The sequence below is a fragment of the Microbacterium phyllosphaerae genome, from assembly GCF_050628115.1.
GTDB classification, from domain to species: domain Bacteria; phylum Actinomycetota; class Actinomycetes; order Actinomycetales; family Microbacteriaceae; genus Microbacterium; species Microbacterium phyllosphaerae_A.
Genome location: NZ_CP192502.1, coordinates 2,055,187 through 2,074,990 on the forward strand (window position 1 = coordinate 2,055,187; position 19,804 = coordinate 2,074,990).

Annotated in this window: 21 protein-coding genes; 13 read left to right on the forward strand and 8 right to left on the reverse strand. The window is 69.0% G+C overall.

All coding sequences use genetic code 11. The features are described from left to right. Positions 1–136: 136 nt before the first annotated feature. Positions 137–1,705: an MFS transporter gene (locus ACQ4LY_RS09585; RefSeq protein WP_431070947.1), complete on the forward strand. Its 1,569-nt coding sequence runs from the start codon at positions 137–139 to the stop codon at positions 1,703–1,705. Between the two features lie 34 nt (positions 1,706–1,739). On the opposite strand, the gene ACQ4LY_RS09590 is transcribed toward ACQ4LY_RS09585, so the two are convergent. Further along, the gene (locus ACQ4LY_RS09590) at positions 1,740–2,408 is read right to left on the reverse strand and encodes an SDR family NAD(P)-dependent oxidoreductase (RefSeq protein WP_431070949.1); all 669 of its coding nucleotides are present in this window, start codon (positions 2,406–2,408) and stop codon (positions 1,740–1,742) included. Between the two features lie 134 nt (positions 2,409–2,542). Further along, the gene (locus tag ACQ4LY_RS09595) at positions 2,543–3,982 is read right to left on the reverse strand and encodes a DUF6421 family protein (RefSeq protein ID WP_431070951.1); all 1,440 of its coding nucleotides are present in this window, start codon (positions 3,980–3,982) and stop codon (positions 2,543–2,545) included. A 72-nt stretch (positions 3,983–4,054) separates the two neighbouring features. Between ACQ4LY_RS09595 and ACQ4LY_RS09600 the strand changes: the two genes are divergently transcribed. Then, positions 4,055–4,519 carry an Lrp/AsnC family transcriptional regulator gene (locus tag ACQ4LY_RS09600; RefSeq protein WP_056514350.1) on the forward strand — a complete coding sequence of 155 codons (465 nt, stop codon included), beginning with the start codon at positions 4,055–4,057 and terminating at the stop codon, positions 4,517–4,519. A gap of 16 nt (positions 4,520–4,535) precedes the next feature. Here ACQ4LY_RS09600 and ACQ4LY_RS09605 read toward each other — a convergent pair whose 3' ends face one another. After that, on the reverse strand, positions 4,536–5,579 hold the full coding sequence (locus tag ACQ4LY_RS09605) for a DUF5937 family protein (RefSeq protein ID WP_431070954.1): 1,044 nt from the start codon (positions 5,577–5,579) through the stop codon (positions 4,536–4,538). Between the two features lie 45 nt (positions 5,580–5,624). Here ACQ4LY_RS09605 and ACQ4LY_RS09610 point away from each other — a divergent pair, with 45 nt between their 5' ends. From ACQ4LY_RS09610 to ACQ4LY_RS09625, 4 genes are all read left to right on the forward strand, one after another. After that, positions 5,625–5,987: a cupin domain-containing protein gene (locus ACQ4LY_RS09610; protein ID WP_431070956.1), complete on the forward strand. Its 363-nt coding sequence runs from the start codon at positions 5,625–5,627 to the stop codon at positions 5,985–5,987. A gap of 53 nt (positions 5,988–6,040) precedes the next feature. Beyond that, on the forward strand, positions 6,041–6,331 hold the full coding sequence (locus ACQ4LY_RS09615; RefSeq protein ID WP_431070958.1) for a DUF4287 domain-containing protein: 291 nt from the start codon (positions 6,041–6,043) through the stop codon (positions 6,329–6,331). A 33-nt stretch (positions 6,332–6,364) separates the two neighbouring features. After that, positions 6,365–7,012, forward strand: coding sequence for a dihydrofolate reductase family protein (locus tag ACQ4LY_RS09620; protein ID WP_431075664.1), 648 nt, complete (start codon positions 6,365–6,367; stop codon positions 7,010–7,012). A gap of 98 nt (positions 7,013–7,110) precedes the next feature. Then, positions 7,111–8,088: a 1,4-dihydroxy-2-naphthoate polyprenyltransferase gene (locus ACQ4LY_RS09625; RefSeq protein WP_431070960.1), complete on the forward strand. Its 978-nt coding sequence runs from the start codon at positions 7,111–7,113 to the stop codon at positions 8,086–8,088. Between the two features lies 1 nt (position 8,089). On the opposite strand, the gene ACQ4LY_RS09630 is transcribed toward ACQ4LY_RS09625, so the two are convergent. Both ACQ4LY_RS09630 and ACQ4LY_RS09635 read right to left on the reverse strand, forming a co-directional pair. Continuing rightward, positions 8,090–8,398: a DUF4229 domain-containing protein gene (locus ACQ4LY_RS09630; RefSeq protein WP_431070962.1), complete on the reverse strand. Its 309-nt coding sequence runs from the start codon at positions 8,396–8,398 to the stop codon at positions 8,090–8,092. 37 nt (positions 8,399–8,435) lie between these two features. After that, positions 8,436–9,329, reverse strand: a complete 894-nt coding sequence (locus ACQ4LY_RS09635) for a hypothetical protein (RefSeq protein ID WP_431070964.1) — start codon at positions 9,327–9,329, stop codon at positions 8,436–8,438. A 125-nt stretch (positions 9,330–9,454) separates the two neighbouring features. Between ACQ4LY_RS09635 and ACQ4LY_RS09640 the strand changes: the two genes are divergently transcribed. The 5 genes from ACQ4LY_RS09640 to ACQ4LY_RS09660 all read left to right on the forward strand — a co-directional run bounded on the left by ACQ4LY_RS09640 (position 9,455) and on the right by ACQ4LY_RS09660 (position 15,401). Next, complete coding sequence (locus ACQ4LY_RS09640; protein ID WP_431070966.1) at positions 9,455–10,465, forward strand: glycosyltransferase family 2 protein; 1,011 nt, start codon at positions 9,455–9,457, stop codon at positions 10,463–10,465. Then, a complete protein-coding gene (locus tag ACQ4LY_RS09645) occupies positions 10,462–11,820 on the forward strand; it encodes a polysialyltransferase family glycosyltransferase (protein WP_431070968.1) in 1,359 nt (452 codons plus the stop codon). The genes ACQ4LY_RS09640 and ACQ4LY_RS09645 overlap by 4 nt, the downstream gene beginning before the upstream one ends. A 14-nt stretch (positions 11,821–11,834) precedes the next feature. Then, on the forward strand, positions 11,835–13,025 hold the full coding sequence (locus ACQ4LY_RS09650) for a cytidylyltransferase domain-containing protein (RefSeq protein WP_431070970.1): 1,191 nt from the start codon (positions 11,835–11,837) through the stop codon (positions 13,023–13,025). Between the two features lie 85 nt (positions 13,026–13,110). After that, positions 13,111–13,983 carry an N-acetylneuraminate synthase family protein gene (locus ACQ4LY_RS09655; protein WP_431070972.1) on the forward strand — a complete coding sequence of 291 codons (873 nt, stop codon included), beginning with the start codon at positions 13,111–13,113 and terminating at the stop codon, positions 13,981–13,983. Next, positions 13,980–15,401: a DUF6716 putative glycosyltransferase gene (locus ACQ4LY_RS09660; protein ID WP_431070974.1), complete on the forward strand. Its 1,422-nt coding sequence runs from the start codon at positions 13,980–13,982 to the stop codon at positions 15,399–15,401. Before ACQ4LY_RS09655 ends, ACQ4LY_RS09660 begins: the two co-directional genes overlap by 4 nt. Positions 15,402–15,411: 10 nt before the next feature. Here the strand turns inward: ACQ4LY_RS09660 and ACQ4LY_RS09665 are convergent, their stop codons facing one another. Continuing rightward, positions 15,412–16,014 carry a TetR/AcrR family transcriptional regulator gene (locus ACQ4LY_RS09665; RefSeq protein WP_431070976.1) on the reverse strand — a complete coding sequence of 201 codons (603 nt, stop codon included), beginning with the start codon at positions 16,012–16,014 and terminating at the stop codon, positions 15,412–15,414. Positions 16,015–16,135: 121 nt separating this feature from the next. On the opposite strand from ACQ4LY_RS09665, the gene ACQ4LY_RS09670 reads away from it, so the two are divergent. Both ACQ4LY_RS09670 and ACQ4LY_RS09675 read left to right on the forward strand, forming a co-directional pair. Then, a complete protein-coding gene (locus tag ACQ4LY_RS09670; protein WP_431070978.1) occupies positions 16,136–16,849 on the forward strand; it encodes an SDR family oxidoreductase in 714 nt (237 codons plus the stop codon). A gap of 31 nt (positions 16,850–16,880) precedes the next feature. After that, entirely contained in the window at positions 16,881–17,879 is a 999-nt protein-coding gene (locus ACQ4LY_RS09675) for an NADP-dependent oxidoreductase (protein WP_431075665.1), read from the forward strand. A 68-nt stretch (positions 17,880–17,947) separates the two neighbouring features. On the opposite strand, the gene ACQ4LY_RS09680 is transcribed toward ACQ4LY_RS09675, so the two are convergent. Together ACQ4LY_RS09680 and ACQ4LY_RS09685 are read right to left on the reverse strand one after the other, a co-directional pair. Next, complete coding sequence (locus ACQ4LY_RS09680) at positions 17,948–18,742, reverse strand: ABC transporter permease (RefSeq protein ID WP_431070980.1); 795 nt, start codon at positions 18,740–18,742, stop codon at positions 17,948–17,950. Continuing rightward, a complete protein-coding gene (locus ACQ4LY_RS09685) occupies positions 18,739–19,791 on the reverse strand; it encodes an ATP-binding cassette domain-containing protein (protein WP_431070982.1) in 1,053 nt (350 codons plus the stop codon). Before ACQ4LY_RS09685 ends, ACQ4LY_RS09680 begins: the two co-directional genes overlap by 4 nt. Positions 19,792–19,804 lie beyond the last annotated feature (13 nt).

Genomic DNA, 19,804 nt, shown 5'->3' on the forward strand with positions numbered 1-19,804 from the left:
GGGCGAGTCGGTCCCGATCCGCGGAGCGCGTCCCGATCTGCGGACTGTTCCGCCGGATTCGCCCGCGGTTCGGGGTCGAGTCCGCAGATCGGGACTGCCCTACCGAATGTCGGATGCTCCGCCTACCCTCTAATTCATGGAGCGCACCGCAGCGAAGACCGCCTTCGCCAACGTCCTCGTCAACACGCTCATCGCGAACGTGACGACGAGCTTCCTGTGGTTCGCTCTCACGTTCTGGGTCTACATCGAGACGCAGTCGGTGCTGGCGACCGGCGTCATCGGCGGCGCGTACATGCTGTTCATCGCCTTCTTCGCGATGATCTTCGGCACGATCGTCGACCGCAACCGCAAGCACACGGTGATGCTGCTCTCAAGCGTCATCTCGGCCGTCGCCTTCCTGGTCGCCGGAGCGCTCTACGTCTGGCAGCCCGAAGCGGCGCTGCTCGACCTCGGCGGCCCGTGGTTCTGGGTGTTCTCGGCCGTCATCCTTTTCGGCGGCGTCATCGAGCAGTTGCGAAACATCGCGCTCTCCACCACCGTCACCCTTCTCGTGCCCGAAGACCGCCGGGCCAACGCCAACGGCCTCGTCGGCACCGTGCAGGGCCTCGCGTTCCTCGTGACGAGCGTGTTCTCCGGCCTGTCGATCGGGTTCCTCGGCATGGGGTGGACGCTCGCGATCGCCATCGGTGCCATGGTGCTCACTTTCGTGCACCTGCTCTTCATCCGCATCCCCGAGGGTGCCCCGAAGCCCGACCCCGATGCCACGAGCGCGCTCGACTTCCGCGGCAGCGTGAAGGCCATCCGGCTCGCACCTGGGCTCTTCGCGCTCATCATCTTCTCGACCTTCAACAACCTCATCGGCGGCGTCTACATGGCGTTGATGGATCCCTACGGCCTCACCCTGTTCGATGCCCAGATGTGGGGGTTCGCTCTCGCGTTCGCCTCGACGGGCTTCCTGATCGGCGGTGGCCTGGTCGCGAAGTTCGGGCTCGGCGCGAAGCCCATGCGCACGTTGCTGCTCGTCGTGATCGCGATGGGGTTGCTCGGGTCGGTGTTCATGCTGCGCGAATGGTGGCCGCTGTACGTGATCGGCATGTGGATCTACATGGCACTCGTGCCCCCTGTCGAGGCAGCCGAGCAGACGATCATCCAGAAGGTCGTCCGCTATGACCGGCAGGGCCGGGTGTTCGGAGTGGCCGCCGCGATGGAGGCCGCGGCCGCACCGATCACGGCGTTCCTGATCGCGCCGATCGCCGAGTTCCTGATCATCCCGTATATGAGGACCGACACCGGTCAGCAGCAGTGGGAGTGGCTGCTCGGTGAGGGAGAGGCCAGGGGCATCGCCCTGATCTGCCTCTTCGCCGGCATCATCATGGTGATCGCGGGAACACTGGCGTTCTTCACGAAGTCGTACCGCAAGCTCACGGAGCTCTACGCGAACGCGCCGGAGCAGGATCCGAACGGCGAGGGCGCAGACGAGAACGCCGGCGACAACGCCGGCGAGACCGATGCGACAGAACAGGCCGCGGGTGCGGATACAGGCCCCGACCGGCACTCCGATGCTGATGCCGCGGCTGAAGCCGATGCCGCGATTGATACCGATGCCGCGGTTGATGTCGATGCGCACAGCGTCGAGCGACGGCTCGTGGACTCACCACCGCCGTTGCGCGGTCTACCACCCGATATACCGGAGGCTCGACGCTGACTGCGAGCGGTGCGCTCTGTCGCGACCGACGCCGTCAGTCGAGCGTGATGATCTGGTCGTTGAGGTCGGCGGCGTCGGTGTCCCAGAGCGCCAGCGCTCGGGACGCGAGGGATGTCGGATCGAGGGCCTTCGCACGGAAGACGACGGATGCCGCGCGCAGCGGCTCCCCGGAATCCCGCGCGGCCTTCGCGAAGCCCTGCGCCACCGCCCGCGTCCACGCCTCGCTCGCCGCCTTCACCGCCGCATAGTTCGCGCCACCCGCGAGAGGGCGACCGACGGCGGTCGACGAGACGATCGCGAAGCGACCGGCATCCGATGCGCGCAGCGCGCTGTCGAACGCGCGGCTGGTCGCCCTGACCGCCTCGAGGGCGGGAAGGAGGGCGGCGAAGTCGGCATCGGTCTGTCCGGCGAGTCCTCCGCCACCGCGCCATCCGCCGACCAGCGGCACGACGGCATCCACACTCTCGATCCGTGTGGCAAGCGCGGTCATCTCGTCGAGCGAAGTCGCATCGGCAAGCTCCACCTGCGCACCGGCATCCGCCAGCTCCTGCAAGCGCTCGGACGAGCGGCCGGTCGCGATGATGTGTGCGCCGGCGGCGTGCAGCGCGCGCGTCACGGCGAGGCCGGCCGCGCTCGTCGCTCCCGCCAGCAGCACGGTGCGTCCGGAGAGATCCGTCGTGGCGGAGTCCAGGTGATTGCTCATGTCACTCACTTTCGCGGATGGAAGACGCTTCTGCGGCCAGAACCGGCGGAGTGATCCGCAATAAGTGGTTCTGGCCGCAGAAGTATGCGCCCCAGCGCCGCATGTCGCATGCGCGCGCTGCGCGTTCATTCGAGTCAGTCGTCGGTGCCCCGGATGCCGACGGTCGACTCGATGACCGCTTTCATCTTCTTGTCGAGGGTCTCGAAGAACATCGACAGCGGGAACTCGTCGTCCATCACCGCATCCGTGTACCCCTTCGGCGCGCCTGCGAGGATCTCGTCCGAGAGGCCGCGGGACCACTGCGACGCCGGGTGCGGCGTGAGCGTTCCGCGCACGAGGTCGTACGCGGCGAGCCAGTGGGCGACCTTCGGGCGGTCGATCGAGTGCCAGTACAGGTCGTCGATCGCGTCGCCCAGAGCCACGACGGCATCCGGCACGTTGTCCCAGTCGAAGGCGAGAGCGGTGTCGGTCCAGTGCAGAACTCCGCGCTGATGCAGCCAGGCGAAGAGCAGCTGTCCGCCGACGGCGTCGTAGTTGCGCGTGCGGGTGCCGGTGATCGAGAAGCGGAAGATCCGGTCGAAGATCACCGCGTACTGCACGAGGTGCGCGTAGTCGTGCGTCTCCTGCTCGGTCTCGGTGAGTTCCTCACCCGCGGCGATGCGGGCAGCGAGGGCCCGCTCGATCTTCACCGACTCGCGGAACGCCGTCATGTCGCAGCGCATCTCCTCGAGCGAGTAGAGGAAGAACGGCATCCGCTGCTTGATCATGAACGGGTCGAAAGGCAGGTCGCCGCGCATGTGAGTGCGGTCGTGGATGATGTCCCACATGACGAAGGTCTTCTCGGCCACCTGCTGGTCGTCGAGCATCGCGCTCGCGCGCTCCGGCAGGTCGAGGTTGGTGATCGCGGCGGCGGCGCGGGTGACCCGACGGTAGCGGGCGCCCTCGCGGTCCTGGAAGATCGCGCCCCACGTGAACGACGGGATCTCGCGCATCGCGACCGTCTCGGGGAACAGCACGGCCGAGTTCGTGTCGTAGCCGGGCGTGAAGTCGACCAGGCGCAGCGAGACGAACAGCTTGTTGCCGTAGTCGCCGGCCTCGAGGGCGGCGATGAATTCGGGCCAGATCGTCTCGACGATGAGCGCCTCGACGAGTCGATCGCTCGAGCCGTTCTGCGTGTACATCGGGAAGACGACCAGGTGACGGATGCCGTCGACACGGTGCTGCTGCGGCTGGAAGGCCATGAGCGAATCGAGGAAGTCCGGCACGCCGAAGTCCGAGGCGACCCAGCGGTCGAAGTCGACCACGGAGGCGGCGAGGTACTCGGCGTCGTGCGGGAAGGCGGGGGCGAGAGCGCGGATGCCGGCGGTGATCGCGGCGACGAGCTCACGGGCGGCGGCGTGGTGCGCGGCATCCGGGATCGAGCCGTCCTTGATCTGCATCTCGCGGATCGCGATGGCGGCGTCCTTGACCTGTGCCCAGGCGGCGCTCTGCTCGGCGATCGATGCGTCCTCGACGACCTCGGGTTCGCCGACGATGGCCTGAACAGCGGTGCTGTGGGCGGAAATGATGGACATCGGGACCTCCGATCGGAGAGTTTGACGGAAAGATTCCGGCATATACGGAATCCTGACGATAATCTTACATCCATGGATGATTCTGTCGACCGCGCGATCTTGGCCGCGATCTCTCGAGACGGCCGGGCGACGCTCTCTCAGTTGTCGGATGCCGTGGGCCTGTCGGTGTCGGCCGTGCAGTCGCGACTCCGCCGCCTCGAGACCCGCGGAGTCATCACCGGATACCGGGCGATCCTCGACCCCGAACTCGTCGGTACCCCGCTCTCGGCATTCATCGAGATCACCCCTCTCGACCCCGCCCAGCCCGACAACGCGCCGGAGCTTCTCGAGCACCTCGACGCGATCGAGGCGTGCCACTCGATCGCCGGCGACGCGAGCTACATGCTGTTCGTGCGCGTCGCCTCGCCCCGCGCGCTCGAAGAGCTCGTCCGCGACATCCGCCTGGCCGCGAACGTGAGCACCCGCACGACGGTCGTGCTGCAGACCTACTACGAGCACCGACCGATCATCGCCGTCGCACCGGAGTCATCCGAGTAGCAAGGGCGCCGGGCGGCTAGAGCAGCGCGCCGACCATCGCCTCGCCGAGAGGCGTGCGCAGATGCATCATCCGGGCGCCGTCTCGTCGGCTCGAGACGAGCCCGGCATCGCGGAGGACCGTGAGGTGGTGGGATGCCGTGGACGCGGCGATCCCCGCATCCTGCGCCACCTGCGATGTGGTGCGCTCGGCACCGGCCGCGAGCAGGATCGCTGCGCGGACATGGCCGAGCAGCGCTCCGAGCGCGTCGGCGATCTCCTGGGACTCGCGCGCCCACCCCGAGGTCACACCCCGTGCCGGGTAGAAGAGCGTCGGCTGCGCCGGCGGCTCGGTGAGCACCATGCATCCCCATGACGACATGACCGAGGGGACGAGCACGAGCCCGCTCCCGCGGCAGTCGACCTGCTCGCTGTGTCTGCGCAGCGAGACCCGCACGGCTCCGTCGCCCCAGCTCACCGTGGAGTGCAGAGCTCCTGACATTCCTGCGAGGCCGGACGTCGCGATGACGCGCGCTCGCACCGAGACATCGGCACGCAGGAGTCGCTCGATCTGGGGCCACACCGGCGCGAGAGCGGCATCCCACACCTCTGACCACGCGGAGGCGATCATCTCGCGCGCTCGAACCGGGTGCTCCTGCATCTCCCGCAGTGCCTGCTGACGGGACCCGGACGAGCGGAGCACCATCTTGCCGAGATCGACCCGCATCGGCTCGAGGGCAGTGTCTCGGAGCGCAGCGAGCTCGGCATCCGGAGTCATGTCCCACCGTGGCGTCGCTGTGAGGAAGTCCGGCAGATAGCCGTCATCGCCGATGACGGCGGCGAGCAGCCGGAAGCTCTCACGTGGCAGCCGATCCCGCACGGCGCGCAGCCACCCCCACTGCAGCGGATGCTGCTCGGGGCGCAGCAGGATGCGCACTGCATGCGCCAGCTCGTGGCCGGGCGAGATGCCGAACCGCACCGCCTGGATGTCACCAGGGCTCAGATGGAACTCGACTCGGTGGCCCGGATGCTCGACACCCTCGACCGGCGCATCCGCACGCTCGCGAGGTATGTTTCGATCCACATCGAAACTCTAGGGCGAGGCTCCGTCTCTGTCGAGACTGGGCTCATGAACACCATCTCCTCAACGCTCGAGGCCGTGGCCGCAGCGGACATCCGCATCGGTGCCGGCAGAAGCCGCAGGTTCGTCGGTGCCGAGCACGGTGCAGGGATCTCGTACTTCTACGTCGAGAACCAGCCGGGCGAGGGGCCCGGGCTGCACTGGCATCCGTACCCCGAGACCTGGGTGGTGCTCGAGGGGACGGCGCGCATCACGGTCGGCGACGAGACGCTCGTCGCGGCAGCGGGCGACACCGCGACGGGTCCCGCTTTCGTGCCACACTGCTTCACGAACGTCGGCGACGGCATGCTGCGCATCATCGGCATCCATGCGTCGACCACGATCATCCAGACGTTCCTCTCCGACGATTGACGCACTCTCGCCCACGATCGTCCTCTTCATACCGACACCCCCCAGGAGCATCCATGTCCTTCCAGGCATACCTCGACAAGGTCGAGACCCAGACCGGCCTCACCCCTCGGCAGTTCATCGAGCTCGCCAAGGAGCAGGGGTTCGACGAGACCACGAAGTCGACGGTGGTGCTCAACTGGCTCAAGGAGGAGTACAGCCTCGGTCACGGCCATGCCCAGGCGATGGTGCACGTGATCCTCAAGGGGCCGAAGATCAGCGACAAGCACGTCGGCAAGGGCGGTGCGCACGGCGATGCGTCCGACATGCTCTGGCTCGACGGCAAGGACAGCAACCCGAACGCCTGACCCGCATCATCCGGCACCTGCAGAAGAGAGAGCATCATGGCAGTCCGCGTCGATCTCAACATCTCCCTCGACGGATTCGCGACCACCACCGATCAGACACCTGAGAAGCCGTTCGGCGACGACTGGCCGCGGCTGGTCGCGGCGTATGCGGCCACGCGCACGTTCCGCACCCGTGTGCTGGGCGACGACTCGGGTGCCGGCACGACGGGGGTCGACGAGAAGTACGCCCACGCGTACTTCGAAGGCATCGGCGCCGAGATCATGGGTGCGGGCATGTTCGGGCTGCACCAGAACCCGGATGACCCGGAGTGGCGCGGCTGGTGGGGCGACGAGCCGCCGTTCCATGTGCCGGTCTTCGTGCTCACGCACACTCGCCGGGACTCGATCGAGTTCGCGAACGGCACGGTCTTCCATTTCGTCGATGCGGCGCCGGAAGAGATCCTGCCGCGCGCGATCGAGGCGGCCGGCAGCGACGACGTGCGCATCGGCGGTGGCATCGACGTCGTGAGGCAGTTCCTCCGCGCGGGGCTCGTCGACCGGGTGCACCTCGCCGTCGCTCCGCTCGTCCTGGGCAGCGGGGAGCGCATCTGGGACGGCCTCCGAGGCATCGAGAACGGCTACGACGTCGCGTCGGAGGTCGCCGAGTCCGGCGTCACGCACCTCACGTTCCGCCGCGACTGACAGCCGCAGCCGATCAGGCGTCAATCGGGAGAACCGCACAGGCCTCCATCGGGACAACCGCACAGGCGTCCATCGGGCGCCCCAGTAGGATTCCCTGCGTGGCAGCATCCTCGAAGCGCAAGAAGAACCAGACCCGCGTGAGCGGCAACCCCGCGAAGCGGGCGAGCGGCAACCCGGCGACCCAGACCGTCATCGACGCGGCTCCCGTCACCCTCGGCGACTGGATCGGCGCCGCTCGAGTGCGCACCCTTCCGCTCGCGATCGCGCCGGTCGTGATCGGCACCGGCGCCGCGCGCAGCACGGGCCCGGAGTTCCACTGGGTCATCGCTCTCGCGTGCCTCGCGGTCGCGGTGCTGCTGCAGATCGGCGTGAACTTCGCGAACGACTACAGCGACGGCATCCGCGGCACGGATGCTGTGCGCGTGGGCCCTGCCCGCCTCACGGCATCGGGTCGCGTCAAGCCACGCACCGTGCTCATCGCGGCGCTCGTGTTCTTCGGCCTCGCCGCGGCTGTCGGCATTGCGATCGTCATCCGCACGGAGCAGTGGTGGATGCTGGCGATCGGCGCGGCCTGCATCGTCGCCGCCTGGTTCTACACCGGGGGCAAGCGCCCCTACGGATACAACGCTCTCGGCGAGGTCTTCGTCTTCATCTTCTTCGGACTCGTCGCGACCCTCGGCACCACCTGGGTGCAGGCCTTCACGCTGCCGCAGCAGGCCTGGCTCGGAGCCATCGCCGCAGGGCTGTTCGCCTGCGCGGTGCTGCTCGCCAACAACCTGCGCGACATCGATCAGGACCGTGTGGTCGGCAAGCGCACCCTGACCGTCCTGATCGGCAGGCGTGCGACGCAGGTGCTGTTCACGCTGTTCGTGCTGGCGCCCTTCGGCATCCTCGCCTTCATCGCCCTGCTGTACCCGATCGCGTGGATCGGCCTGCTGGCGCTGCTCTCGGGGCTCCCGGCGATCCTGATCGTCTGGACCTACCGCCAGGCGAAGGAGCTGGTCATCGCGCTCGCGCTGACCTCGCTGACCGCGCTGCTCTACGCCGGAGCGTTCTTCTGGGCGCTCGCCGGCTGAGTCAGTCTTCGCGGCGGGTGGCGGTGCCGCCGGCTGCGGATCCGTCGATCGCCTGATCCTCGGCATCCGCGTCGGCCTGCTCTGCGTCGCTGCGTCCGCCCCGGCGCTCGACCAGCCGCGCGGACGCATCGGTCAGCGGTGCGCGCAGGAAGAGCATCGAGATGCTGACGCCGATGAGGGCGGCGAAGATCGCGGCCAGCCACCAGAACTCGCGGAAGATCGGGAAGAAGAACCACAGGATCGCGAGCGGCACGAGGAATGCCAGCAGTCGGAGCACGGTGTAGACGAGGAAAGGTGCACGGTTCTTCACCCGGACAGTCTACGTTCGCGACCTGAGGCGTCTGCTGTCAGCCGTCGAGGCCGAGCGCGGCGAACGGGATGCCCCGCACCACCCGATGCCAGGGATGCTCTCCTAGCGACCACAGCAGCTTCGCGTCGAGATCGAGGGCGAGGTCCTCGCATCCGACCGGAAGAGGCACCCGGTCGCGCACCAGGGCGTCGCGGCCGCCGCTCCACAGGATGCCGGGATGCATGCGGTCGGACTGCGAGATGAAGTGCCGGTCGCCCCAGCGCACCGCGCCCTGCATGTGCCGGATGCCGGGAGTGAAGCGGCTCTCCTCGTGAAAGCCGTCGTCGTCGGACTCCGGGAGGGAGAACTCTGCGACGCGCCCCTGGTCGTCCTTCGTGTACTCGCCGATCAGGACGCGGCGCAACGGTGTGCCGTCGTCGTCGAACACACGGCCGAGGTACGAGCAGCGGATGTCGACGGGATGCACGCGGGTGCGCACCGCGACGAGTGCGGTCGCGCGCATGCCGCGACCACCGGCACCCGCGAGGCGCCGCGCGTCTGCGCTTCGGACGCGGTGGATGCGGGCGAGGTCGAACTCCCAGATGCCCTTGCCGGTCGCTGCGACGAAGAGGCGGTCGTCGAACCAGGCAAGGCCCCCGGCGTGGATCCGCGCGGGCTGCAGCTCGCCGTCCTCGTCGACCGCGAGCAGCACGTCGAGGTGCCGTGACCGATCGAGGTCGACGAATGCGACCCGCGACGCCAGGTGGTGCCCGTCGAGCTGCTGACGGAACCAGCTCACGGCGAGGGTGCGACGACCGTGCCACAGTCCGAGGTCGACGCCCTGCGGGTACCAGCGGCGCGTCCATGTGCGCGCGCTCAGCCAGCGCAGGTCCACTGTGCCGCGGCGCTTCTGCCGCACCGGGCGCCATGTCGTTCCGAACGGCCAGAGCATTGACCCATCGTCGCCGATCGCCGACCGAGGCGCGAATCCGCCATGCCAGCTCTCAGCGGACGCATCGGGCCGCGTCACCGCCCGTTCACCCGCACGTCCCCGATCGGCAACGATCGCCTGCGACCATGCCGAGACCGTCGACCCGGGGGAGTTCTGTGCGCACACCGCTCGTCACCGTCATCCTGCCCGCGAAGGACGCGGGCGCGTACATCGGCACGACGCTCGAGACGCTGACCCGCCAGTTCGACGATCCCGGCGCGCTCAAGCTCGTCGCGATCGACGACGGATCCCGCGACGACACCGGCACGCTGATGCGGCGCTTCGCCGAGCGCTTTCCGCACTCGATCGTCATCGAGAACCCGCAGCCCCAGGGGCTCGCGAGCGCCCGCAACCAGGGACTCGCGCATGTCGAGGGCGACGCCTTCTGCTTCCTCGACGGCGACGACTGGATGCAGCCGCAGCGGCTCGACCTGCTGACGCGTCGTCTGCGCGACCTGGACTGCGACTTCCTGCGCACGGATCACGTGACCGTGAAGGCGGGCGTGCGGACGCTCGTGCCGGCCCCGTATCCGTGGCGCGAGCGCGTGGGCTCGCCTCGCGAGGCGATCCTGCCCGAGAACGAGCCGACCATGGTCGACTACCCCTTCGCGTGGGCGGGGATCCTGCATCGCCGGCTGATCGATGACGGTCTCGCCACGTTCACCCCCGGGCTCTTCACCGCCGAAGACCGCCCGTGGATCTGGCGCCTGCACCTGCAGGCCCGCTCGTTCGCGGTGGTGGATGCTCCCGCCTTGCTCTATCGCCGAGGGGTGTCGACCTCGCTCACTCAGGTGCGCGATCGGCGGCAGCTCGACTTCGTGCGGGCCATGGATGAGGTGCTCGACATCGCGGCAGCGGATGCCGAGGCCGGCCGCTTCCTGCCGAAGGCGGTGTGGACGGTGCTGGCGCTGAGTTCGCGGCACCTTGTGCGGGCGCGGCGGATGACGCCGTCGCTGCGCGCGGAGATGCGCGCGGGCATCCGCGGACTGCTCGCACGGCTGCCCGAGACCGAGTCTGCAGCGGTGCTGGCGCGACTCGACGGTCCGCGGCGGCGCGTGCTCGCCCCGCTGCTGCGCACAGTCGGTCGTGCCGCATGACCCAGCTCTTCGCGCTGCACAGCGCCTACGGACTCGCGACGGCCGCGGCGGCGCTCGACGGGGGACTCCTCGGGGAGCACGGCGAGCGCATCCTCGTGCCGTTCGTGTCGTCACGGGTGCCGGAGACGTCGGTGGGCATCCTCGCCGACCCCGCGCTCGCGAGCCTTCGGGATCGGTTCGATCGGGTCGAGGACCTGGGCGCGCTGCTCGGCCCGTTGCATCCGAGCTCGTGGAAGCCCGAGGCCGCCGATCTGCCGCTGCTGCGCAGGCTCTTCACTCGTGCGTGGGGCATCGACGCGAACGACCTCGAGGTGTTGGTGCAGAGCCCGCAGGTCGCACCCGCTCGCACCCTGATGCTGTTGTTTCCGCACGCCCGGCTCACGATCATCGGCGACGGGCTGATGACCTATTCGCCCATGCGCGTGCGTCTGCCCCACACGGTGACCGCCCGGATCGGCCGCGTGGTGCACGCCGACGTCGTGCCGGGGGTGACGCCGCTGGTCGGTTCTCCCGCCGCGACGGCGGCGCCCGTCTCTGCCGGACTGTTCCGCGCGGTGCTCGCCGAGACAGCAGCGGGGGTGGATGACACGACCGATCTCGTCAGCACGCTCGAGGGGGAGCCGACCGTGCTCGTCCTCGGCCAGTACCTGTCTGCGCTCGGGCTCGTGAGCGAGAGCGAGGAGGTCGCGTTGCAGACCGGGATGATCGACCGGGCGGCGGACCTCAGACCCGCGCACATCGTCTTCAAGCCGCATCCTGCCGCGCCGCCTCGGCTGAGCGACGCGCTGCGCGATCACGCGGCGGTGCACGGCGTCGTCTTCCACGAGTACCGCGGCGCGCTCGCTGCGGAGATGCTGGCCGAGCGGATGGACGCGCGCGCCGTCATCGCAGGTTTCTCGACCGCACTGCCCACGGTGCAGGCGGTGTTCGGCAGAGAGATCGAGGCGGTCGGCGCCGACGCCGTGCTCTCTCGGCTGACCCCGTACGAGAACGGCAACCGCGTGCCCGCCACGATCGTCGATGCGCTCACCAGGCGGGACTCGCCGTATCGGGAGCCCGAACGGATGCAGCTGCTGATCGACGCGGTCGGCTATGCCATGCAGCCGGTCGTCGCCGGACACCTGCGGGGCCGCGCGGAGGAGCTGCTGAGGAGCATGCGGCCCTCCGACCGCGACAGGTACTTCGCTCCTGAGCGGTTGTCGGAGCTGCGGCTGCCGGGGGCGCCGCCGGAGACTGCGGTGCGCCGTGCGCTGCGTCCGGCCGGCGGAATCGGTCGGGTCGAACAGCTGCGGCTGACGGCGCTGGGTGCGCGGCGACGGATCGGGCGCGCGTGGCGCGCACTCAGAGGAAGATGAGGGAGTCGACGACGATGTCGCACGAGAATCACGAGGAGACCCCTCCCCGGGTGGTCGCGATCATCCCCGCACGGGGTGGGTCGAAGGGCGTGCCTCGCAAGAACGTGCGACGGGTCGGCGGCGTACCGCTGATCGAGCGGGCAGTGCGCAGTGCGCAGGCAGCCGACGGTGTCGACCTGGTGGTCGTGTCGACGGACGACGACGAGATCGCTGCGGTGAGCGCGGCTGCCGGGGCGCGGGTCGTGCGGCGGCCTGCCGAGATCTCCGGTGACACGGCGTCATCCGAGAGCGCGATCCTGCACGCGCTCGACGAACTCGACAGGTCGGGCGACGGGGCCGACGTGGTGGCCTTTCTGCAGGCGACCTCGCCGTTCATTCCCCGCAGAGTGCTCGCCGATGCGGTGCGTGAGGTGCGCGAGGGCAGCGCAGACAGTGTGTTCTCGGCTCACGAGACGTATGGGTTCCTGTGGCGTCGCGCCGACGCGGAGCAGGCGGATGCCGGCGCGGCCGTGGCGCTGAATCATGACGCCGCCCACCGGCCGCGGCGACAGGACCGCGAGCCGCACTTCCTCGAGACGGGCGCGTTCTACGTGTTCCGGGCCGACGGCTTCCGCGAGGCGAAGCACCGCTTCTTCGGGCGCATCCGCATCGCCGAGGTGCCCGAGTGGACGGCCATCGAGATCGACGACGAACAGCAGCTGCGGATCGCGCGTGCCCTCGCCGCCCTGCACGAGACGCCCGAGCGGATTCCGGTGCGGGCCATCGTGACCGACTTCGACGGGGTGCACACCGATGACACCGCGAGCGTCGATGCCGACGGCGTCGAACGCGTGCGGGTCAGCCGGGAGGACGGCATGGGGGTGTCGCTGCTGCGCCGTGCCGGCATCCCGATGCTGATCCTGTCGACCGAGGTCAATCCCGTCGTGCGGGCGCGGGCCGACAAGCTCCGCGTGCCGGTGCTGCACGGCATCGACGACAAGGAGTCGGCGCTTCGCGGATGGGCGGAGGAGAACGGCATCCCGCTCGCCGAGATCGCGTACCTCGGCAACGACGTCAACGACCTGCCGGCGCTGCGCGTCGTCGGCTGGCCCATCGCCGTCGCGAACGCGCATCCGCTCGTCCTCGAAGCCGCCCGCGTCGTGCTGACCAGAACGGGCGGCCACGGGGCCGTGCGCGAGCTGATCGAACGGGTGTTGCCGGCCTGACCGACTCCGGTAACCCTCCTGTCGCTCGCAGTTCACCCCCGGCGCGTACTCAGGGGAGAAGGCCATTTCGACGACCGGAGGAACCATGACTGTCAGCATCGGCTCACGCGTGATCGGCGGCGGCCACCCCGCCTATCTCATCGCGGAGATCGGCCTCAATCACAACGGCGACGTCGACATCGCCAAGCGTCTGATCGACGTGGCCGCCAAGGCGGGTGCCGACGCCGTGAAGTTCCAGAAGCGCACACCCGAGATCTCGACCCCCGAGCACATGCGTGACGTCCCTCGCGAGACCCCGTGGGGCACCATGAGCTACCTCGACTACCGCCGCCGCGTCGAGTTCGGCCGCGACGAGTACATCGCGATCGGCGACCACGCCACGATGCTCGGCCTCGACTGGTTCGCCTCCCCGTGGGACGTGCCCAGCGTCGACTTCCTCGAAGACCTCAACGTCGTGGCGCACAAGGTCGCCTCGGCCAGCCTCACCGACACCGAGCTGCTCGTCGCGCTGCGTGAGACGGGCAAGCCGATCATCCTCTCGACCGGGATGTCGACGATCGAGCAGATCGACCGCGCGCTCGCCACGCTCGGCACCGACCGGGTCGTGCTCATGCACGCCACATCGACGTATCCGCTCGAGCCCGAAGAGGCCAACCTCCGGGCGATCGCCACGCTGCGCGACCGCTACCCCGGGGTGCCGGTCGGATATTCGGGCCACGAGCGCGGGCTGCAGATCTCGCTCGCGGCCGTTGCGATCGGTGCGGTCGCGGTCGAGCGCCACATCACTCTCGACCGCACGATGTGGGGCTCCGATCACGCGGCCTCGCTCGAGCCGACCGGCCTCGAGCACCTCGTGCGCGACATCCGCGTGATCGAGGCGGCGCTCGGTGACGGCGTCAAGCGCGTGTTCGACGGCGAGCGCGCGCCGATGGCGAAGCTGCGTCGCGTCTCCGCATGATCGGACCGGGCATGAGCGGATCGGGTGCGCTCCGGGTCGTCGCGATCGCGGACGCCGACTCGTTCGTGAAGTGGTCGGCGTCGCTGCTCGGCAGCGTGCCCGGCATCCGGCCGCACCTGCTGCTGGTGCAGACGCCCCTGACGGCCAGCGTCGACCAGCAGCGCACGGCGCTGACCGGCACCGGGATGCTGCCGGAGAACGTCACCCGGGTGAGCTTCGGGCAGGCCGCGGGGTGGCTCGAGGGACAACGACCCGACGTCGTCCTGCTCGCCGGTCGAGGTCCGTTCGTACGGCTCATGGGCAGGATGATCGACGGCCTCACCCGTCGCCCGGTCGTCGTGGCCGGGCTCCCCGGCATGGCGATCCCGGCCCAGCGCGGAGCCCTGGAGTATCGCCGCCACGCCGACCTGCTCGTCGTGCACTCGCATCGGGAGGAGCGGGCGTTCGCCGAGCTCGGACGCCGCATCGGGGTGCAGGTGCCGACAGCGCTCGCGACCCTGCCGTTCGCCCGGTCGAGATCCCGGATGCTCGCGCATGATCGTGCGCGAGTGCTCGCCGCCGACCAGGCCGGCACATCGGGAACGCTCGTCGCCGAACGGCCCATGCCGTCGGAGCCGCAGCAGGAGCGCCCTGTGCGGATGCCCGCCACCGACATCGTGTTCGCCGCGCAGGCGCTGGTGCCGGTCGGTCGCGATGAGCGCGCGGAGATCGCGGCGACCCTCGTGCGGGCGGCCGAGGCCGACCCCCATCGCCGTGTCGTCGTGAAGCTGCGTTCGCGGCCGGGAGAGTCCGAGACCCACCTCGAACGCGATCCGTACCTCGATCTGCTGCCGCCACGGCTGCCCGACAACCTCGTGGTGTCGTACGGCTCCATGGCTCGGGCGCTGTCGACGGCTGCGGGGCTCGTGACCGTGAGTTCGACCGCAGCTGTCGAGGCGGTGGCCCTCGGCGTGCCCGTGATCGCACTCGACTCGTTCGGGGTGAGCAAGAGCCTGCTGAACACGGTGTTCGTCGGCAGCGGTCTGCTCGGCGGGCGCAGCGAGGTCGTGGCCGGGCGCTTCCGGCATCCGCATCCCGACTGGCTGCGCGACAACTACTTCCATCCCTCGGTCGAGTCGACGTGGTGGGAGCACGTCGAGCAGCTCGTCGCGCTGCGCCGGGCGGGCGCGCTGCCTGCCAGGCAGGTGCCCGCCGCGCGGGGAGGGGCGATGCACGAGGCATGGCACCGCGCGAGCGTGCTGGGGGCGGAAGATCGCACGCTCAGCGGTACGACTGCCCTCGCCTTCGGGGCTCCCGCGACGAAGGCGATCGCAGCGCTCCGTCACCGACGGGCACCGGTCGGCGGCGGCACCTGGGCGGACGCGTCGACCGATTTCACGCTCGAGCCGAACCCGTTCCACGATTCGATCAGGCGCTGAGCACCGGGTCTCACCGATCGAGCAGGGCGCCGACCTGGGTCCTGACAGCGTCGGCGATCTCGTCGATGCTCGCTTCGGCGTTGACGCTCGCCGCCATCGTGACGAACATCGCAGCCGAGACGATGCGGGCGAGTGTCAGGGCGCGGTGCTCGTCGATCTGCGGATCGCGGCTCAGGATGCCGGTGAGCGCCGTCTCGGTGTCGCCGACGATCCGCAGTGCCTCGGCGTGATGCGAGTCGGCAGGGTTGCCGAACACCATCTCGCGGAGGTACGTGCGGCCGTTCTCGACCTGCACCCGATTGCACTCGATGATCGGGCGGAGAAGGGCCATGGTCGCGTCGAGAGTGTCATGCGTCGCCGCGGCCGCCGTGCGTCCGCTCTCCAGCGCCACGGCGTAGTGCGCGTTCTGCACGAGCAGAAGCAGTTCGCCCTTCGTCTTGGCGTAGAGAAAGAGCGTCCCTGTGCCGACATCCGCCTTCTCGGCGATCTGCTGGGTCGTGACCTCGTCGATGCCGTGGGCGGCGAAGAGCTCGGCTGCGGCCGCCGTGATCCTCTCGAGCTTCTGCTGCTTGTTCCGCTCGCGGCGCCCGAGAGGTGCGGCCTGGTTCGACATGCGTGATCCCCTCGGAATAGAAACTGAGTACAGTCGGTTATGACTGGAGTCGCTAGTGCATACGCTCAGCGATGTCCCCTCATTGTCGCAAGAAGAAGTCGCAAAGAAGAAAGAGCGGTCCATGCCTTCACTCAACGGAGCTGTCGTCCTCGTCACCGGCGCGAACGGAGGCATCGGCACCCAGTTCGTGCACCAGGCGCTCGAACGGGGGGCTGCGAAGGTCTACGCCAGCGCCCGCACGCCGCGCGAGTGGGAAGACGCTCGGGTCGTTCCTCTGACGCTCGACGTCACCGACGCGCAGTCGATCCGCGACGCCGTGGAGGTGGCATCCGACGTGACCGTGCTGATCAACAACGCGGGCGCCTCCGTGCCGACGGCAGGGATACTCACGCATACGGACGACGAGATCCGTCGCAACGTCGAGACCAACTTCCTCGGCCCGCTGTTCCTGACACGGGCGTACGCCCCGCTGCTGTCGGGCCGCGACGGAGCCACGGTCATCGACATCCATTCGGCCCTCGCGTGGTTCGCGGTCGGCGGCATCTACAGCGCCACGAAGGCGGCACTGTGGTCGGCGACCAACTCGCTGCGTCTCGAGTTGGCACCCGCGGGAGTGCACGTCGTCGGCGTACACGTCGGGTATGTCGACACGGCGATGGCCGAGCACGTATCGGACCCCAAGACCGACCCGGCCGACCTCGTGCGGGCGATCCTCGACGCGACCGAGCGGGGCGAGTACGAGGTGCTCGCGGATGAGATCTCGGTGCAGCTCAAGGCGGGGCTCAGCGCGCCGCTCGACGCGGTCTATCCGCAGCTGCGCACCTCGACCCGCTGACCGGGCCGGCGAGAGAACAGAGGGAACGATGATGCGCGCATTCGTGCTCACGAAGTACAAGCAGCCGCTCGAGCTGCGGGAGACCGCTGAACCCGACGTCGGTGACCGAGACGTCCTGATTCGGGTGGAGGCCGTCGGCCTCAATCAGCTCGACGAGAAGATCCGCCTCGGCGAGTTCGCGCAGATCCTCCCGTACTCGCTGCCGGTCGTGCTCGGCAACGATGTCGCCGGCACCGTGATCCGCGTCGGCCGACTCGTCGAGTCGTTCCGCCCAGGGGATCGGGTGTTCGCCCGACCCGACGAGCGCCGCATGGGGGCGTTCGCCGAGCGCATCGCCGTCGCCGAGTCGGATCTCGCTCTCGCGCCGACGCGCATCACGGCGGCAGAGGCGGCATCCCTGCCGCTCGTAGCGCTCACAGCCTGGCAGGCGCTGGTCGAGCGGGGCCGGGTCGAACCCGGTCAGAAGGTTCTGATCCACGCGGGCGCGGGTGGCGTGGGGTCGATCGCGATCCAGCTCGCGAAGCATCTCGGAGCGACCGTGGCCACGACCGCGAGCGCGGCCAACGGCGATTTCGTCCGCCGTCTCGGCGCTGATGTCGTGATCGACTACCGCGCTGAGAACTTCGACGAGGTTCTCTCGGACTACGACCTCGTACTCGACAGCCTCGGCGGGGAGAATCTCGAGAGATCACTGCGGGTGCTGAAGCCGGGCGGCCTCGCGATCGGCATCTCGGGGCCGCCCGACCCCGCGTTCGCGAAGCGCAAGAAACTCAACGCCGTGGTGCGTCTCGCCATCGCCGCGCTGAGTCGAAAGATCCGGCGCCAGGCGAAGCGCCTCGGGGTCACCTACGAGTTCCTGTTCATGCGGGCCGACGGTCAGCAGCTGAGCACTCTCGCCGCGCTGGTGGATGACGGGGTGATCACGCCCGTCGTCTCGAAGTCCTACGCGTTCGAGCAGCTCCCGTCAGCGCTCGCCGATCTCGCGTCCGGCGGTGGTCGAGGCAAGATCGTCGCCACGCTCGAAGTCTGAACGAGACGCCGGCTCCGCGCCTCCCGCCCGAATCCGGTGGGGAGGCGCGGGGCCGATGCCGAGTCGTCTCAGCTGCTGCGGCGGATGGCCCGCACTCCGACGACGAGTCCGATCGCGGCGACGGCCAGCGCCGAGACCCAGCCCCACAGCACGGTCGCATCGCCGAGGTCGCCCGCGAAGAGCGCCCGTTCAGCCTGCACGACCCAGTTGACCGGGTTTACGGCGGCGACCGCGCGCATCCACGCGGGGCCGTCGTCGAGCGGCAGCAGCATGCCCGACAGGATCAGCAGCGGGAAGATCAGCGACTGCTGCACTCCCCAGAACAGCCACTCGCGGTCTTTCGTGGCCAGCGCCAGCGAGTATGACAGCGAGCCGAGTCCGACGCCGAAGACCGCCAGCAGGGCGAGCCCGATGAGTAGCCCCACGATGTCGATCGCGAATCCGAATGGCCAGGCGATCAGCACGATCACCAGCGCCTGCACGACGATCGGCGCGATCTCCTTGAGCGCCCGTCCGACGAGCAGCGATGAGCGGGCCAGGGGAGCGACCAGGGTGCGCTCGTGCGAGCCGGTCATCATCTCGTACTGCAGGTTCGACCCCGTCGCGCCGGTGCCGAACAGCACGATCATCACGAGCACACCGGGCACGAACCAGGCCAGCGTCTCGGCGGCCGGCTGACCCGAGCCGCCGATCAGCAGCGGCGCGAACAGCCCCAGGAAGACGAGCGGCTGCAGCAGGCTGAAGATCAGCGTGAACGGATCGCGCAGCACGGGCTTGAGTTCACGGGTGAGCACGTTCTTCGTGTCGCGCGCGAGGTTCGGTCGCACGAGGGTGTCGTTGTGGGGAAGGCTCGTGGTGGTCATGCGAGGACTCCTGTCTTGTCGGTCTCGCTGCTGCCGGGGTCGGCTTCGGTTTCTGATGCGGCGTCGGATTCACCGGCGCCGCCCTCTCCTGCTTCGCGCAGCGTGCGCCCGGTGAGGGCGAGGAACACGTCGTCGAGCGTGGGAGGGACCCCGGTCGCCCGACGGACGAGGATGCCGGCGGCGTCCAGCTCGCGGACGATCACCGGCAGCAGCTGATCGCCGTCGGGAACGGCCAGCGACACCGAGTCGGCGTCGAGGGTCGCGTCGGCCGTGCTGAGCCGTGCGATGACGGGGCGAGCGCTCGCCGCATCCGCCTCGCTCGCGAATCCGAAGGTGAGCACGTCTCCGGCGAGGGTCGCCTTCAGTGACGACGCGTCGTCATCGGCGATGATCCGCCCCTTGTCCATGACCATCACGCGCTCGGCATAGCGGTCGGCCTCTTCGAGGTAGTGCGTCGTGAGGAACACCGTCGTGCCGTGCTGCGTGCGGAGGTCGAGGATGTGCTCCCAGAGGTTCGCTCGGCTCTGCGGGTCGAGCCCGGTCGACGGCTCGTCGAGGAAGATCAGCGGCGGGGCGTGCATGAGTCCGAGCGCGATGTCGAGCCGCCGTTTCTGCCCGCCGCTGAGCTGCTGCACCGTGCGGGTCGCGAACGATGTGAGGTCGAGCGACTCGATCAGCTCGTCGGCGCGACGGATGCTGTCGCGTCGGGTCATGCCGTAGAACGCGCCCTGGCTCAGCAGTTCGTCGCGGACCCGCTGCGAGAAGCTTCCGCTCGTGAGCTGGCCGACATAGCCGATGCGGGCGCGCACCCCGGCGGCATCCGTGTGGATGTCGTGGCCGACCACCCTGGCGGTGCCGGAGGTCGGGGGGATCAGTGTCGTCAGCATCCGCAGGCTCGTGGACTTGCCCGCGCCGTTCGGGCCGAGGAACGCGACGAGTTCGCCTCGGACCGCGGTGAAGGAGAGGTCGGTGACTGCATGGACCGGCGTCTTCTTGACGGTGAAGACCTTGGTCAGGCCTTCTGTTTCGATGATGGATTCGTTCGACATGACTCGAGAGTAG

Coding starts and splice junctions, on each gene's coding strand:
- ACQ4LY_RS09585 (WP_431070947.1), top strand. CDS start 137: ATGGAGCGCACCGCAGCGAAGACCGCCTTCGCCAACGTCCTCGTCAAC.
- ACQ4LY_RS09590 (WP_431070949.1), bottom strand. CDS start 2,408: ATGAGCAATCACCTGGACTCCGCCACGACGGATCTCTCCGGACGCACC.
- ACQ4LY_RS09595 (WP_431070951.1), bottom strand. CDS start 3,982: ATGTCCATCATTTCCGCCCACAGCACCGCTGTTCAGGCCATCGTCGGC.
- ACQ4LY_RS09600 (WP_056514350.1), top strand. CDS start 4,055: ATGGATGATTCTGTCGACCGCGCGATCTTGGCCGCGATCTCTCGAGAC.
- ACQ4LY_RS09610 (WP_431070956.1), top strand. CDS start 5,625: ATGAACACCATCTCCTCAACGCTCGAGGCCGTGGCCGCAGCGGACATC.
- ACQ4LY_RS09615 (WP_431070958.1), top strand. CDS start 6,041: ATGTCCTTCCAGGCATACCTCGACAAGGTCGAGACCCAGACCGGCCTC.
- ACQ4LY_RS09635 (WP_431070964.1), bottom strand. CDS start 9,329: ATGCTCTGGCCGTTCGGAACGACATGGCGCCCGGTGCGGCAGAAGCGC.
- ACQ4LY_RS09640 (WP_431070966.1), top strand. CDS start 9,455: ATGCCGAGACCGTCGACCCGGGGGAGTTCTGTGCGCACACCGCTCGTC.
- ACQ4LY_RS09645 (WP_431070968.1), top strand. CDS start 10,462: ATGACCCAGCTCTTCGCGCTGCACAGCGCCTACGGACTCGCGACGGCC.
- ACQ4LY_RS09650 (WP_431070970.1), top strand. CDS start 11,835: ATGTCGCACGAGAATCACGAGGAGACCCCTCCCCGGGTGGTCGCGATC.
- ACQ4LY_RS09655 (WP_431070972.1), top strand. CDS start 13,111: ATGACTGTCAGCATCGGCTCACGCGTGATCGGCGGCGGCCACCCCGCC.
- ACQ4LY_RS09660 (WP_431070974.1), top strand. CDS start 13,980: ATGATCGGACCGGGCATGAGCGGATCGGGTGCGCTCCGGGTCGTCGCG.
- ACQ4LY_RS09665 (WP_431070976.1), bottom strand. CDS start 16,014: ATGTCGAACCAGGCCGCACCTCTCGGGCGCCGCGAGCGGAACAAGCAG.
- ACQ4LY_RS09670 (WP_431070978.1), top strand. CDS start 16,136: ATGCCTTCACTCAACGGAGCTGTCGTCCTCGTCACCGGCGCGAACGGA.
- ACQ4LY_RS09675 (WP_431075665.1), top strand. CDS start 16,881: ATGCGCGCATTCGTGCTCACGAAGTACAAGCAGCCGCTCGAGCTGCGG.
- ACQ4LY_RS09680 (WP_431070980.1), bottom strand. CDS start 18,742: ATGACCACCACGAGCCTTCCCCACAACGACACCCTCGTGCGACCGAAC.
- ACQ4LY_RS09685 (WP_431070982.1), bottom strand. CDS start 19,791: ATGTCGAACGAATCCATCATCGAAACAGAAGGCCTGACCAAGGTCTTC.